Annotated in this window: 13 protein-coding genes; 4 read left to right on the top strand and 9 right to left on the bottom strand. The window is 28.3% G+C overall.

The window, feature by feature from the left end:
* The 3 genes from miaA to prfA all read left to right on the top strand — a co-directional run bounded on the left by miaA (nucleotide 1) and on the right by prfA (nucleotide 3344).
* Nucleotides 1–909 (top strand): tRNA (adenosine(37)-N6)-dimethylallyltransferase MiaA, encoded by a 909-nt coding sequence (gene miaA / locus IPH62_05515; protein ID MBK7104723.1) that lies wholly within the window; start codon nucleotides 1–3, stop codon nucleotides 907–909.
* 6 nt (nucleotides 910–915) lie between these two features.
* The gene (locus tag IPH62_05510) at nucleotides 916–2214 is read left to right on the top strand and encodes a hypothetical protein (protein MBK7104722.1); all 1299 of its coding nucleotides are present in this window, start codon (nucleotides 916–918) and stop codon (nucleotides 2212–2214) included.
* Nucleotides 2215–2276: 62 nt separating this feature from the next.
* Nucleotides 2277–3344 carry a peptide chain release factor 1 gene (gene prfA / locus IPH62_05505; protein ID MBK7104721.1) on the top strand — a complete coding sequence of 356 codons (1068 nt, stop codon included), beginning with the start codon at nucleotides 2277–2279 and terminating at the stop codon, nucleotides 3342–3344.
* Here prfA and IPH62_05500 read toward each other — a convergent pair.
* Nucleotides 3341–3628 carry a hypothetical protein gene (locus IPH62_05500; GenBank protein ID MBK7104720.1) on the bottom strand — a complete coding sequence of 96 codons (288 nt, stop codon included), beginning with the start codon at nucleotides 3626–3628 and terminating at the stop codon, nucleotides 3341–3343. The genes prfA and IPH62_05500 overlap by 4 nt on opposite strands.
* Before the next feature lie 190 nt (nucleotides 3629–3818).
* Between IPH62_05500 and IPH62_05495 the strand changes: the two genes are divergently transcribed.
* Entirely contained in the window at nucleotides 3819–5705 is a 1887-nt protein-coding gene (locus tag IPH62_05495) for a T9SS type A sorting domain-containing protein (protein MBK7104719.1), read from the top strand.
* A gap of 3 nt (nucleotides 5706–5708) precedes the next feature.
* Here the strand turns inward: IPH62_05495 and IPH62_05490 are convergent, their stop codons facing one another.
* From IPH62_05490 to IPH62_05455, 8 genes are all read right to left on the bottom strand, one after another.
* Nucleotides 5709–7205 carry an oligosaccharide flippase family protein gene (locus IPH62_05490; GenBank protein ID MBK7104718.1) on the bottom strand — a complete coding sequence of 499 codons (1497 nt, stop codon included), beginning with the start codon at nucleotides 7203–7205 and terminating at the stop codon, nucleotides 5709–5711.
* Between the two features lie 3 nt (nucleotides 7206–7208).
* Nucleotides 7209–8411: a hypothetical protein gene (locus tag IPH62_05485; GenBank protein ID MBK7104717.1), complete on the bottom strand. Its 1203-nt coding sequence runs from the start codon at nucleotides 8409–8411 to the stop codon at nucleotides 7209–7211.
* Nucleotides 8412–8415: 4 nt separating this feature from the next.
* Entirely contained in the window at nucleotides 8416–9399 is a 984-nt protein-coding gene (locus tag IPH62_05480; protein ID MBK7104716.1) for a class I SAM-dependent methyltransferase, read from the bottom strand.
* A 16-nt stretch (nucleotides 9400–9415) separates the two neighbouring features.
* Complete coding sequence (locus IPH62_05475) at nucleotides 9416–10312, bottom strand: glycosyltransferase family 2 protein (GenBank protein ID MBK7104715.1); 897 nt, start codon at nucleotides 10310–10312, stop codon at nucleotides 9416–9418.
* A 4-nt stretch (nucleotides 10313–10316) separates the two neighbouring features.
* Nucleotides 10317–12428, bottom strand: a complete 2112-nt coding sequence (locus tag IPH62_05470) for a bi-domain-containing oxidoreductase (GenBank protein MBK7104714.1) — start codon at nucleotides 12426–12428, stop codon at nucleotides 10317–10319.
* Between the two features lie 7 nt (nucleotides 12429–12435).
* The gene (locus tag IPH62_05465; GenBank protein ID MBK7104713.1) at nucleotides 12436–13635 is read right to left on the bottom strand and encodes a glycosyltransferase family 4 protein; all 1200 of its coding nucleotides are present in this window, start codon (nucleotides 13633–13635) and stop codon (nucleotides 12436–12438) included.
* Nucleotides 13632–14174, bottom strand: coding sequence for an ArsR family transcriptional regulator (locus IPH62_05460; GenBank protein ID MBK7104712.1), 543 nt, complete (start codon nucleotides 14172–14174; stop codon nucleotides 13632–13634). Before IPH62_05460 ends, IPH62_05465 begins: the two co-directional genes overlap by 4 nt.
* Before the next feature lie 61 nt (nucleotides 14175–14235).
* Complete coding sequence (locus tag IPH62_05455) at nucleotides 14236–16710, bottom strand: YfhO family protein (GenBank protein MBK7104711.1); 2475 nt, start codon at nucleotides 16708–16710, stop codon at nucleotides 14236–14238.
* Nucleotides 16711–16730: the final 20 nt, after the last annotated feature.

Here is a 16730-nt window from a genome sequence, read left to right as displayed (position 1 = left end):
GTGAAGAAATCAAAAAAAGTAATTGTAATACTTGGACCAACAGCTGTTGGTAAAACTCAATTTGCCGTAAAATTAGCTCATCATTTTAACGGAGAAATAATATCCGCAGATTCCAGACAAGTTTATATTGGAATGGATATTGGAACCGGCAAAGATTTAGAAGACTACACTTTTCAAAATGTTACAATAAACTCTCATCTAATTGATGTTGTAAAACCTCATTGTGAATTTAATTTATACATTTTTCAAAAATTATTTTATTCATCACTTCAAGAAATTTATACAAATCAAAAATTACCATTTTTAGTCGGCGGAACAGGACTTTACCTAAGTTCGGTAATTCAAAAATATTCGCTTCCCAAAGTTGATTTTAATTCTGAAAGATACAAGGTCTTAAATAATTTTTCAGAAGAAAAACTAATTGAAATATTGAAAGATTTAAAACCCAAATTGCATAATAAAACAGATTTAACCGAAAAAGGAAGAATTATTTCTGCAATTTTAATCGCTGAAAAAAATGAAGAAAAAGAGCTTCCGGATGAAAATCTAGAGTTTTTAATTTTAGGAATTTATGAAGATAGAGAAATTCATAAACAAAGAATTAGAGAAAGATTAAAAATTAGATTAAAAACCGGAATGATTGAAGAAGTTGAAAATTTGTTAATTAAAGGAATTTCACACGAAAAATTAAGATTTTTCGGATTGGAATATAAATTTGTAAGTCAATATTTAATCGGAGAATTAAACTATAACGATATGTATCAAAAATTAGCTAGCGCCATTATTCAATTTTCAAAACGTCAAATGACTTGGTTTAGGAAAATGGAAAAAGAAGGAATTGTAATTAATTGGTTGAAAAATGATGAAATTGGAAAAGCTGAAAATTTAATTTCAAACTTTATTAAATAAGTTACGATGTCAATTAATAAAAACGTAGATAAATATCTCTCCAAGCAAAATCAAACTAATTGGAAAATTATTCAGAAAAATGAAAAAGAAAGATTTTCGAATATTATTGTAATTCCCGCAATTTCAGAATTTGAAAATATTATTAAACTTGTTAATTCACTTCTCTCAAATAATTTAGAAAATATAAACAAGACCTTAGCTCTGTTTGTAATTAATAATAGGCAAGATGATTCTGATGAAATAAAAATTAATAATCAAAATTCAATTGAATTTCTAAAGAAAATAATTTACGGTTTTGATCAAAAATTAAAATTTGGATATATTGACTGCTCTACAAACGGAAATGAATTAACTGAAAAAGATGCCGGTGCCGGATTTGCAAGAAAAATTGGAATGGATTTAGCTTTAAAATGTTTTGATAATTCTAATAATACTAAGAAAATTTTAATTTCGTTAGATGCAGATTGTTTAGTTTCGGAAAATTATATTGAGGAAATTGAAAAATCATTTAATAAAAATAATTTAGATGCCGCGGTTATAAATTTTCAACATCAACTTTCTGAAAATATTGAACAAAATTTAGCAATTATTAACTATGAAATATTTATAAGATATTATATCCTTGGATTAAAATATGCAAATTCTACATTTACTTTGCATACTATCGGTTCAACTTTTGCAGTTGATCCGGAAATTTATGTAAAAGTCGGCGGGATGAATAAGAAAAAAGCCGGTGAAGATTTTTATTTTCTTCAAAAAGTTGCAAAATTGACCGAAATTAAAAAAGTTGCCAATGCAACAGTTTATCCATCTTCAAGAATTTCTTGGCGCGTTCCATTTGGAACTGGTCCGAGAATTAGAAGATTTTTAAGTAAACAACAAAATGAGTATTTGGTTTATTCTCCTAAATCATTTGAAATTTTGAAAGATTGGCTGTTAATTTTAAGTAGCTCAAATGTAATTTCAAAATCAAAAATAATTTTAAATGATGCAAAATCAATTAATGTTGAATTATATAATTTTCTGATTTCGCAGAATTTTGAAGAAAATTGGACAAATATTATAAAAAATTCTAAAACACAAAAGCAATTAAATCAAAATATTAAAAATTGGATGGATGGATTTAAAACTCTGAAATTAATTCATTATTTAAAAGATTTTGCTTTTCGAAATGAAAATATGTTTTCTTCAGTTAATTATTTATTGGAAAAATTTAACGAAAAACATATCGATAATTCAGATTCGGAAATTCCAAATTTTGATACTCAGTTAAGAATTTTACAACAACTTAGAAGTCTGACTTAATATTCAACTTAGTTTTTCAAACTATTCTTGGTATATTTACCGCTCAATTTTAAGGCATTTAGATGGATTATTTAGAGAAATTAAAGCAAATTAAAGAAAAATTTGATGAAATTCACAACGAACTTATGGATCCGGTTGTTTTATCAAACCAAGCAAAAGTTATTGAATTAAGCAAGAAACGAAGTGAATTGACTGAAATTGTTGACGCATATAATAAATATTCCAAACTTTTAAAAGATATTGAAGGAAATAAAGAAATTATTGAATCTTCGGATGAAAGTGAAATTACCGAACTTGCAGAAATGGAACTTGAAGAACTTGAATCGAAAAAAATTGATTTGGAAGAAGAAATTAAGCTTTTGTTAATTCCTAAAGATCCGAATGATACGAAAAACGTAATTGTTGAAATTAGAGCCGGAACCGGCGGAGATGAAGCGGGAATTTTTGCAAATGATTTGTTTAGAATGTATTCACGTTTTTCCGAATTGAAAGGCTGGAAAATTGAAATTATCGATTTGAATGAATCGACAATGAACGGAATTAAAGAAGTAGTTTTTAGTTTAGCGGGAAATGAAATTTATGGCGATTTAAAATTTGAAAGCGGAGTTCATAGAGTTCAAAGAGTTCCGCAAACAGAGGGAAGCGGTAGAGTTCATACTTCTGCTGCCTCAGTTGTTGTAATGCCCGAAGCCGAAGATGTTGAAGTTGAAATTGATATGGGCGATGTTAAAATTGATGTTTACAGATCCGGCGGAGCTGGCGGACAAAATGTTAATAAAGTTGAAACTGCAATTAGAATGACTCATTTACCAACCGGAATAGTTGTTCAATGTCAAGATGAAAGGTCTCAATTAAAAAATCGACAAAAAGCCTTAAAAGTTTTGAAAACCAGATTATATGATTTGAAACTTCAGGAGCAGACTGATGAAATTTCTGCACAAAGAAAATCAGTTGTAAAAAAAGGTGATAGAAGCGAGAAAATTAGGACTTATAATTATCCTCAAAATAGAGTTACTGATCACAGAATTGGATTAACACTTTATGATTTATCATCCATTATGGAAGGTGAACTTTTTGATTTAATCGAAAAAATGAAAATAGCCGATAGAACCGAAAAACTAAAAGCTTAATTATCTTCTTTTGAGAAAAATTCTAAAAATTTTGCACCGGCTGCAAATACAAATCCGGTTAATGATAAAATTACATCGTTAACTTCCAAAGAAAAACTATCGCTCATTCCAAATAAATAGCTGAACAAATTTGTAAAAACTATTAAACTGAAAAATGCGGTAAATCCGGCTAATCCCATAGAAAGTGGGTTAATTAAATATGTTTTTATATTTTGCACTGAATTATTTGTCCCAATTGTTTCTGTATAAACTTCACTTGTTTGATTTTCTCTAATGCTATCCATTAATTCCCCCTAAAAATATTTAATGCAAATAAGGGAAAAATCAATTGGGGAAATTGTGATCTGACTCAAACAATTACATACATTTCTGCAAAAATTATTTCAAATTGAGAAAAATCATCTAAAAAAATGTTATTGTAATTTTGAATTACTTAAATTACATCACAAATTTTAATAATCATTGGACCAAATTTTGGCAAAATATACTATTCTAATTTTCATACTTTTTTCAATCAGCTTATTTTCACAAATAACTTATGATGCGGATTTTGAAAGCGGAAATTTAGCAGAGATTCAAACATCTGATGATGTGAATTTTTACATCACAACAAAAGCCGATGAAGGAATCGACGGTGGAAGTTCTCGCTGGTTTTATTTCAGAATGAAAAATGTAAAGGATAAACAAATTAGTCTGCGTTTTACAAATACAGATGTAACAAAAGCAATGTATTCTTATGATAATATTTCTTTTGTGAGATTTACTGATCAAGAAACTTTTGGCGATGGAATTTTTATTAAAAAGTTTGAACAAGATACGGTTTACTTAGCTTATTACACACCGTATAATTTTTCATATTTGCAGAAAAGAATAAATGAATGGAAAAAAAATCAATTTGTAACTTTAGATACTTTGGGAATTTCGCCCAAAGGATTTCCGATTCAAGAAATAAAAATTACGGATAGTTCAATTCCAAAAGATGAAAAGCAAATTATTTGGATTCACTCAAGAACACATACAAGCGAAACACCAAGTTCTTGGCACTTTGATGGAATTGTTCAAGAATTATTAAGTGATGATGAAGTTATAAATTCTTATTTGCAGAAATTAGAATTTCATTTAATTCCGTTTACAAATCCCGATGGAGTTTTTTACGGAAGATCTCGTGTAAATTTTGAGGGAATTAATTTGGAAGAAAATTGGGATGATTCTGAAATCGCAACTTGTGAAGAAGTAAAAATTCTCCGCGCAAGAATGAAAGAATTAAATGATGAAAAACCATTTTCTGTTTTTCTGAATTTACATTCGCAAGCCGCATCATATTGCACTTTTTGGATTCACTCGGCAAGTTCAACTTCAACGAATTTTTATAGAAGAGAATATCAATTCTGTAATTTAAATATTTCTGATAATCCATATTTTGTAAAATCGGATTACAGTGAATCAAATTTACGATCTGTTTTTCCCGAAGGCTGGCTTTGGAATAATTACGGCGAAGAAGTTATGGCGCTTACTTATGAAACTCCGTATGATAATTATTTTAAAACTTTTTCTGATACTTTAATTGAAGTTACAAATGATAATTTATTTGAATTAGGAAAAAGAACAGTTTATGCAATTGCAGAATATTTAGAAATTTCTCACCCAAAACATTTTATTATGGATAATACAATAGCTTCTGTTGATGGAAATTTTACAAATTATGAAATTGGCAATGAATTTTATGGAAAGGATTTTATTGTTATAGATGGAAGTACAAATTCATCAGTTACATTTAATACGGAAAATTTACCAAGCGGAAATTATGATGTTGCAGCTTGGTGGGCAACAAGCGAAGGAAATTCATACGAAACAAAATTTGAAATTAATGCCGGCTCAAATAAATATGAAATTACTAAAACTCAAAAATTAAATGGAGGTCAGTGGAATTATTTAACAAATATTGAATTAAATAGTGAAGGAAATATTTCGATAAAGTTAAATAGTAATTCAACCGGATTAGTTGTAGCTGATGCGTTTCGGTTAATATACACGGGACCAATTACAAGTATTAAAGAAAATAAAATTCCAACAAATTTTATTTTGTACCAAAATTATCCCAATCCATTTAATCCGAGTACAACTATAAAGTATCAGATTCCGTCACAAGTCCGAAATTACAATTCTTCTGTTTTAACGTCTGTACGTCTCAACGTTTTTGACGTTCTTGGAAAAGAAGTTGCAACTTTGGTAAATGAAAATCAATCTGCCGGAGAATATGAAGTTAATCTTAATGCATCAGAATTAGCAAGCGGCACATATTTTTACCGCTTGCAAGTAGGAGAATTTTCACAAACTAAAAAAATGATTTTAACTAAGTAATTACTAAAATTTTATTTGCTTAATATTTTCGATCCATTTAAGTGGATTTTTCCATTTATGCCAAATTCCGCTTAATCTAACCAATTCAATTTCTTCAAAGAATTTTAGATAGTATAATATTATCGGAAACGCAGAAAGTAAAACAAACTTAAATAAACTTGATAAATAAATATTTTCAATAATTACTAAACTTGAAATTGCTGTTAAAATTGTTCCGGCTAAAATTATTAAAAACACTTTGTAGATTTCATAAGGTATGAAATAATATTTTTGTGCGATGAAATAAAATATTATTAGAGAAAATATTCGTGATACCAAAGCAGCAATTGCTGCACCGTAAGAATTGTAATCCGGAATCAAAATTATATTTAGAAAAATGTTTAAAGCCGCCATCAATATTACTACAACTGCAATTATTAATGTTTTCTTTGTAATATTTAATCCAGTTAAAATAATATCTTTTAACGTTCCGAATAATATTGCAAAAGCTATTATCGGAACTAAATTTATTGCCGACCAGTAGCTTTCATCTTCAGCTAAAATATAAACTAAATTCTCCGCAAAAAGTGATAACACTAAAGTAAAAATCATTACACCAAAAGAGAAATAAGTTAAAAGTTTTGAGTAGAATCTTTTATTATTCGGTTTATCGATATAGCTGTAAATCATTGGTGAAACGGCAAGCATTACGGAAGAATAAAGAAAAACTCTGGTTGTGTTTGCAATTTTAAAACCCAGAGAATAAACTCCAACTTCAGATGCTGTTGATAAAAAGTTTAAACTGTACCTATCAGAAATTGTTAAAATTATTCCGGAAATTTCTGCAAAAATTAATGGCAAACTGAATTTCAACATATCGTTAAAAATCTTTATTTCAATTTTGAATTGAGAATTTTTTATGATGTATCTTATAACAAATAATGTTGTAATAATTTGACTGATAACGATTGCTTCATAAATTCCTTCAACATTTCTATTAAGAATTGTTACGAAAATAATTATTAATATTAACCCGATTAAAAGTCTTACAATTGAAATTGATGAATAATATAGGGCTTTATCTTGCAGTCTCATTAAGTGTAAAACCAAATCGAATGTAACTTGCAAAGCCGCAGAAATGTACATCAAAATTAGAAGATATGAATATGAATTAGTTTCAAATATAATTATTGATAATTCATCGACATATAAATAGAATATAGAGAATGTGAATATTGAAAAAAGCGTTGGCAAGACTAAACTTGTAAAAAATATCGATTTTTGTTTTGTTAAATAATTTGTGTCATAGTACCATCTAAATAAAGCGGCGTTAATTTTTAAGCTAACAATTGCTGTAATTAATGTTGTTGTAATTTCTACAATAGATAAAATTCCGAAATCGGCAGTTGTTAAATAAGAAGTATAAAGTGGAATTAATATAAATCCAATTAACTTTGATGAAATTGTTCCAATTCCATAAAGTACGGAACTTTTCACAGTTTTTTTGATTACATCAAACATGCGCTAAATTACCTTTAACAAATTGGAAAGTCCCCTCATCATCCATGCTTGAGCCCAACGCATATATGGAATTTTAGATTTATATTCATTTTGAAAAATTCTGCTTTTAAATATTCCGTGATAGAAATAACCTTTTTCATCTTGTAAATTCTCAATTGTCCAATTTGCAACATTTACTGCAATTTGTTTTCCTTCCGTAAAAATTTCAGATAAATCAGAAAGACAATTAATAGCTTCTGCGCAAGAGTGAATATCAAGTCTATATTTTCTTGTTGGTGTAAGTTTCGGAATTGTTTTATCAATAAAAAAATTATTTATATAATGATTATAGCAAAGTTCCAAACTTTTATAATATTTTTCATCATTCGTTAATTTCCAAATTGCATAAAGCTGGCGAATTACAAAGCCAGTATGATAATTATCAATCATATTCTGTGGCTTTTCCGGCGGACCATTATAATCAAATGCTCCATTTCCCAATTGATTAGAAACCGTATAATTAGTTGCGGCAATTCCCAATTCAATCCATTCTTGATTAGCAATTTCTTTTCCAATTCTTATTAAAAATTCTGCGACGAATAAATTTAAATTGTGAACATGATTAGTATAAATTGGAGTGTAAGAAAAACAAATTTGCGTTTCGTTTATTTTATCAATTGGCAGTTTGACTAAAAACTCACAAATATTTTTACAAGTATTTAAATATTTTTGATCATTTGTAAGTTTGTACATTTCCCAATAGGCATCGCCAATAGCGGTTGTTACAATTCCGTTTGGAGTATATTTTGGAATATACTTTTTTGATTGCCAGCCGAACGGATAACCCCAGCCTTTGCCTTCGTATTTATCAGAATAATTTTTATCTAACCAAGAAATACATTCATTGGCTTTCGCTAAATATTCTTCTTTTTTAAAATGATTATAAAGTTGTAAATAACTCTTTGCAAAAAGTCCCATGCCTTTTGCATTTATTTGAGGTTTTATTTTTAAAAGTTTTCTGCTAAAATTTGGGAAAGTTAAAAAAAGTTCAAATAATATTTCTCGTATAATTTCGAAAAAGAAATATTTGTTTCCTAAATCTGTAAGTTTTATTATAAATGGTAATTCCTTAATATCATAAGGATCAAAACCGGTCCAGCCGTTTTGAGAAATCCAATTATCTAAAAGTAAGATTGATTTTTCTATTTTTATTTTTTGAGTGTTCATGAATTTATTTTTTAGTTAAATAAAAACATGCGGCGTCACCTTCATTAGAACAATTTAACTTTTCAGCATCTATTTTAAATTGCTTAATTTGTTCTGAACTAAAAATTGATTTTTGGGGATTTTTATAAAACGAATTTTCACTAAACATTGGAATATCTTTTAAATATTGTTCACTTCCAACAAATTGATATTCACTTGAATCATAAATTACATGGCTAAATTTGAAGCCAAATTTTTCACTTAATATTTTAATTGTATTAGCATTGTGCAAATAAATATGACGAGGCGGATCTAAGGCGACCCAATTTGCACCATATTTTTTCCACGAAGCTGAGTTTGACACCGGAATACGAATAAGAACAGAACCGTTTGTCTTTAACAATGTATTTATTTTTTCAAGGACTTCTTCTGGATTTATTATATGTTCAAAAGAATGATTTAACATAATCATATCATATGTATCATCTATATTTAAAACATCTTTCTTGAAAATTTTTATTCCATTTTCGTATTCCAAATCTTTTTCAAGAAATGGATCAATTCCAGTAATATTCTTAAATCCATAACGCGCTAATCCAACTAATCTCAATCCGTCCCCGGAACCTACATCAAGAATTTTTGAGTTTAAATTTACGCCGGTAGGTTTAATTTTTTCTAAAAATCCAACACCAAATCTTTTTTGTAAGTAAATTGAAAGTAAATTCCGTTCGTCATTTAAATATTTTTTTGCTAATAATTCTTTTAAATATTTCTTTAAAGTATTATCTCTGAGCTTAATTTTATTAGTAAATGAATTATATGATTGAGGATAATATTTACTGAGGTTTTCCGGAATTTCTTTAATCTGAATACATTTGCAATTTGAACATTCGATATATTTAAACGTATCTTTGGTGCCAAACAACATCTCACGGGCACTAAATTCAAGGTTATCATTTTCGTTTCCGCAAATTCTGCATGCGAAGTTTGTCTTAATAAATTCTGTCATTAAAATTCCTTTTTATTTATAAAATTGTATTTTTTTCATTCATTATGTTTAACAATACTTTCCCGGATTTAATAAAATTTTTGTAGTAAAATCTTCGCTTTGTATAATTTTTATTAAACAAAGAATTTGTTGCCGAATCTTCATTATGAAAAATTCTTACAGACGGAAAATAAATTGTTTTTAATTTATCTCTCTTTGCAATGTAATAAAGAATAGCTTCCTCAGAATACATAAATGTGTTTGGATTTAATCCATCGTAATTCTCAATATAAAGCGGTGAAAAAACTAAAGCGCTGCCGTGTAATTTTATATTTTGATATTCTTTATTAAAATCATATTTGAGATAAATCTCTTGAGCAACGAAAGGTTTTTGTATAATTTGTTTTTTTGCAGTTTCTAAAAATTTATCCATCCCAAAATAATTTAGGAGTAATAACATTTTATAATGTTTAAGGTATTTTTTTAACTGTTCTTTATTTTGAAGCGTTGGCGGAGTTGGGTTTTGATGCTTACCGGTTATGGTTGAAATTATATCCGGACCAAGAATATGAAATTTACTTTTCTCATATTTATCTAATATAAGATTTATAAAATCTGTTTGATCAATAAAAGTATCATTATTTATTAACGCAATAAAATTACTTTTTAATTCTTTTTTAGCGAAGTTAAATCCAACATTATTTCCGTTTGCAAATCCTAAATTAGTATCATTTAAAATAATTTTTATTTGGGGATGTGAAGAAAATTTGTTCATCAATTCATTACCGCTATTGTTCGGCGATTTATTATCAACAATTACAATGTAAAATTTGTCGTTATTAATTTTGGATAAAATTGAATCGACACACTTTAAAGTATCTTGTAAAGTTTGATAGTGAAGAATTACAAATGTAAAAAGGTAATCTTGTTTCATGAATTTACTTTAAAGCTAATGTTACTTTCGTTGTTTGAAATAAATCCCATAATTGAATTGGCAATTCCGAATTATTATTTTTTAAATAATTGTAAACAACTTCCAATTCTTCAAGATGTCCCTTTTCACTTTTCTCTGATTTAATTTCATTTATTTTTAATCCATACCCTTTCAGACTCTTATAATCATTAAGGATTATCGATTTTTCATCAAAGTGAATTTCCATATATTCTTTTTCTAAATCTTTTGCCCCAACAGCAAAATAATTTAAATTAGCTATTGAGCCATCGGAATATTTTAAAATACAAGAAATATTATCTGTTTTAGAAAATTTCTGATTTTGCGGTGTTAAATTTTCAAAACTAATTGAAACAATTATTGATTTTGTTAAACTTGTCACAAGATCAATAATGTGACAAAGTTCGCCCACAATTCTTCCGCCGCTTTCATGCACCCAATGATCGAGAGAAACAAAACCGGCATTCATTCTATAAGTGATGAACAAAGGATTTATTCTTTTTTCAGTATGCTTTCGTATTTCATTTATGTATTTGCTGAATCTTCTATTATAACCAACAAATAAAGCTGGTTTAAATTGCGATTCGGAATTATAAAAATCTTCAATAAGTTTTAAACTTTCTTGATCGGTTGTTAATGGTTTTTCTACAAATACATTTTTACCTTTTTGCAAAGCTTTATATACTAATTCACCGTGACTATCATGTCTGGTGCTGATTAAAATTAAATCAACATTTGGGTCATTAATTATTTCATCATAATTTGTTGTAACATATTTAGCATTATAATTTTCTGCAATTGCTTTTCCTTTATAACCGTTTCGATTCATTATTGCATAAATATTAAACTTGTCATTCAACTTTTGCAAATTTGGTAGATGAATGTTTTTTGCAAAACTTCCAATTCCAACTATTGCAACATTTATACGGTCTTTGTTTATAGGATTTTTGTTAATTGAAACTTTTCTAACAATATTTTCCGATGTTGTATTTTTATAATCAACAATTATCATCAATTGATGTTGTTTATCAAATTGCAGCTTATCATAAGCTTCGGAAATTTTTGATATATCAACTTTGTCTGTTATAATTTTATTTAAAGAAATTTTTCCTTCACTTAACAGTCTTAAATAATCTTTCATAATTCTGTTTTCGGTCCAACGCACGTAACCGTATGGATAATCGATTCCTTTTTCTTCATAATTGATATCATATCTTCCTGGCCCGTAAGATGTTGAAATTTGAAAATCCAATTCTTTTTGATAAATATCTTCACGATTAATTTGCAAACCAGAAACGCCAACTAAAATAACTTTCCCTTTTCTTTTGCACATTTTAAATGAATTTGAAAGCGGATCGCTACTTTGAGTTGCTGCTGTAAAAATAACAGCATCGGCGCCGTAACCGCCGGTCCAATTTAAAACTGAATTTACGCTATTGTCATCGCCGGAAATTGTGATTTCTGCACCAAAAGATTTTGCTAATAGAAGTCTGTTTTGATCAATATCTACCGCAGCAACACGGATGCCGGCATTTTTTAATATCTGAATTGTGATCAATCCTAAAATTCCCGTTCCGAACACAACACAAAACTCACTCATTTTTAAATCTGCTCTTCTCACACCTTGCATTGAAATTGCTCCCAATGCAACTGTTGAAGCTTCGGGAAAATCTAATTCATCTGGAATTTTACAAATTAAATTAATTGGCACATTTACATATTCTGCATGATTAGCATTTCCGGAAGCCGCCGCAACACGATCTCCAATTTCAAAATTGTTTACGCCTTCACCAATTTCAACAATAATTCCACTAACGGAATAACCCGTTGTTGAGCCAATGCTCAATTCACTTTTAACTAAATTTATTGCTCCGGTAATTCCATCTGATTTAATTTTATCAATTACTTTTTTAACTTTTTCGGGTTTCTCTTTTGCCTTTTGCAATAATGATTTATTGGTATTTGCAACCGCACTAATTTCAGTCCCCGAAGAAATACAACTGTTAACTACTTTTATTAACACACAATTTCTTTCAACTTTGGGAGCCGGAACTTCTTCGGATAAAACTTTTCCCTTTTTAATTATTGCTTGTAACATTTTTCTCTCACTTTACATTTATCTTTTCATAAAGCTTAACTAAATTTTTGCTTGTTGCACTCCAATTATACTTTTGCAGAACAGCTTTTTTTCCGTTTTCACCAAACTCATTTATTCTATTTGTATCACTAACGATTTCAATTACTTTTTCTGCTAAGTCTTTTTCATTGTTGGCTTCATATATAAGTCCGGCACTTACTTCATTCAAAATTCTTTTAATTGGATTACAATTTGATGCAATTACTGGTTTACTCATTAACATATACTGAAATAATTTATGCGGAATTGTATTATCCGTGTGTTGAGTTTTTAAATGAGGAATTAAACAAACATCAGCTGCTTTAATATAAGAAGGAAGCTTTGAATGGTGCTGCCAGTCTTCAAATGAAATATAATTTTCAATTTTTAATTTTTGCGAAAGTTCTTTTAGTGAATTTAGATTTGCTCCTTTACCAACCAACACCAATTTAAAATTAGAAATTTGTTTAATTATAATGGGAACAGCTTTTATCACACTTTCCAAACCTCTGTGAATATCAAATCCGCCAACGTAAGTTAGTGTTCTAAAATTTTTAAACTTTTCCAAAATTGTATTTTCAAATTCATTAACTTGAAATGAATCAAGATTTACATAATTTGAAACAACAAATAATTTATCATTTGGAATTCCGAGAAGAGTATATCGCTCTACTGCTTCTTCAATAACCGTAATGAGATAATCAAACTTTTTGCACCATTCAATTTCTTTTTGTTCCCATTTTTTAATTGAAATTAAATATTTTCCGGGAAATGTATTTGCAAATTTATAATGCTTTAATCCTTCAACGTAATTTTCGTGTAAATCACCAACCAAAACAAGTTTAGGATTTTTCTTTTTTAGAATTAATCCAATTTCAAATAAATATAAATCGTGAATATGAAGAGCATCAATTTTGTATTGAATTAAATATTTCTTAATTAAATTCACAACATAGTTTGGATAAAAATTAAATAGAGTATTTATCAATCCGCGCAATTTATAAACAAACTTTTTGGAAACCGGAATATGAATAATTTTTGCACCAAAATATTCATCTATTTTAGAAATTCCGGAAAAGGAAAAACAAAAGACAAACACATTAAAACCAGCTTGAGATAAAGCTTGTACTTCATTTTCAACTCGTAAATCGCCGTAAAATTCTTTGTCTAAAAGCATTCCAATATTCATTTTGATTTTCCTTCAAGCAAAATAAAGCAAGCTTCTTTTTCAAAATTGGATTTCAAATTTTTGTATTCATCTGAATTTAAAATCAATATGGAAATTTTTCTATCAATTAATTTTTCGGTTTTTTTTCTCACTCTTTCGATTTCCGTTCTGTTTAATTCATTACCAACAATTACCAAATCGATTAAGCCGCTGTCTTTTCCGATTGCATAATCTCCACGAATAAAAGCTGATTTTATATCTCCCACTTTTTGAATTATATCGGAAATTACTTTATCAATTCCGGTAGATTTTAAAACAATATTTCTTAATTCATCAAATAAGGGATGAGATGAATTTGCTTTATAAATTTTGTTTCTTCCTTCAAATTGTGCAGAAAGAATTTTTGCTTCTTCCAATTTATTAAGCTCAACCCTAATACCGTTTGTCGATTCGTTAAATTCAGAGCTTAACTGCCGCAAGTATCCCTTAGTTTTTGGATTAAGAAAAAACTTTAGCAATAACTTAATTTTGGTTTCAGATGTTATAATTGAATTTAACATATTTCGAGTAAGATTATTACTCGAAATATATTGAAAAAAGTTTAAAAGAAAAGAGAATATTTTAGATATTTTTTTTCTTGAAGTTGAAAATTCCCGGAATTAATATCAATCCCAAAATAATAATATTTCCGATCCACAAAAATGTGAGACTTGTATAATATGTTTGAGGTTTAAACTCAAAAGTAATTTTATGTTTTCCAGCCGGAACTTGAATTCCTCTTAAAATGTGATTTGTTTGATGAATTGTTGTTTCGGTATTATCAATATTGGCTTTCCAACCTTCCGGGTAAAATATTTCAGATAATACCATAAATTGTTCTGAGTTTGTGTTTACTTCAAGTTCAACAAAATTAGGATTGTGCTCAACTAATTTTATATCACCATTTCCATCAAAATTTATTTTGCTAATATTTGATGAATTTAAAACTAATGCGGAGGAATCCGGTTTAAAGTTTGGAGAATTCATAAATAAAACAATTTCTTCCGGGGTTTGCATTTTTCTAACTTCCTTAACAAACCAAGCTTTTGGCTGTGCGTTAATATTTTTATACATAATTTCTTTTCGTTCATTATCTTGAGTAGCAATTGTTAATAACGGATAATTTAATTGTGCTGGAGCAATAACATATTTTCCGCTCATCATATTTATAATATTCCAATTAATTCTATCTTGAGATTGAGCAGCATAAAGATTGTGTTCAATCACATCTTGAATAATCTGCAATTTTATTGCGCTGTATCCGCTAATTAAATTATAAAAATATGCATAATGATTACTTGTAAAATCTCTTCCCAAAACAATTGCGCGCATTGATTTATCTGCATTTTGCAATTCTTGAGTAATGGAAGTTTGTTTAAACTCAGATTTTTCTAATTGTTCTAAATTATTAAGCGGAATTATTGAATGAGCTTTTTGGGAAATTATAAATAATTCGAATGCGGAAATCACTAAAACTAAAACTACAAAAATTGATGTGTTAATTTTTCTATAAATGTATGCAGTAATAATTGCGATTGTTAATCCCAAAATGATTATTAAATTCCATATATCATTTGTTAAAAGTTCTTTGCGTATTTCTTTCAACAAGTTAATTGTGTTTGCATCATACTGCGCAGCTTCATTTACAGTTGTAAATCCGTAAGAAGAATATGTAAAAAGAATTACGAGTATTGAAGCTAATCCAATTAAAAATGTTGCAAAAAATATTTGTTTATCTTTTGCGGAATTATTTTCAATGATTGCTTTTAAACCATAACCGGAAAGAATTAAAATTACCGGAAAAGTAACATTTAAAATCATTGCCGGTGCACGGAATTTTGAAAAGTATGGTACATAATAGAAAAACAAACTGTACAAAGTTTCAAAATGTTTACCGAATGAAAGAAGAATTGAAAAAATTGCAAACACAGCCAAACCAATTACAAATTTATCTTTTCGATTATAAATAACTCCAATAATGGCAAACAAGAAAAGTATCATTCCCATTGTTGCATAATTTCCGGAGAAAGGTTTTTGTCCCCAATAAGTAGGAATTTGTCTACCTTTTAACTGAGGATATTTATCACCGTTATATAATTCCGAAGAAATTCCGCCGGAAAAATGTGGAAGGAAAAAATCGAAAACTTCATTTGGAGCAAATGACCAGCCGGTTGCGTAATCTAAATCAACACCCTTTGCTTCTTTTGCAGATTTTGCATCTTCTCCAATCTGTACTGGATTTCCACCACGTATAGTATATTTTGCATATTCATTTGTTGTAAATAAAGGCTGTGCTGTTGTTAGAAAAGTTAATGTTAATGCAATAGTAAATTTTAAAATTAAATTTCCAGCTTGCTTAAATTCTTTTTTAATGAATAATAAAATTGTTGGATAAACATACAAGAAGAACAAAACTAAAATTCCGTAAAATATAATTTGAAAGTGATGTGTTCTTACAAGCCATGAAAATACTAAAGCAAATAATCCCGTGCTGAGCCAAGTTTTATTTTCAAAAAAGTAAGAAAAAGAAAGAATAAACCAAGGAAGAATCATCAAAGCTCTTAATTTAGAATTGTGACCTTCGCCAATCTGGGCTTGCCAATCGGGCAAAAGTACAAAAGCAACTGCAGCAATTACTGCCAAATACCAAGGAATATTTTTATATTCTAATAAGTAATAAATTCCCAAACCGCCGATAAATAAATACCAAAATCCCCAATAAAATATTTTTCCAAGAAATGCTAAAAGAGAATCAACATGAATTAAAGTAGGAGTTAGCCTATTGTAAATTGGTTCTCCTCCAAAAATTGCCGGATTCCATAAAGCCGTTTCACCGTTTTTTTTATTCCATTCAACCCAATTGTGGGTTTGACCAAGATTTGCCAAAACGTCTGTTCCGGTTGGAGATACGCTGTTAATTGCAAATGGTAAAAAGAAATATAGTAACGGAATTAAAATTATAATTACTGCAATAATATCTCTATATTTTTTTGGAATATTGTCTAAATAACTAACAGTTGGTTTTTCGGTTTCAAGTTTTTTTATTTTCTTTGTCATAATTATTTAAAATTTTTGTT

The organism is Ignavibacteriota bacterium (assembly GCA_016708125.1).
Lineage (GTDB): Bacteria > Bacteroidota > Ignavibacteria > Ignavibacteriales > Melioribacteraceae.
The sequence above is the reverse complement of the archived record's forward strand: the minus strand, read 5'-3'. Positions and strand labels throughout refer to the sequence as shown.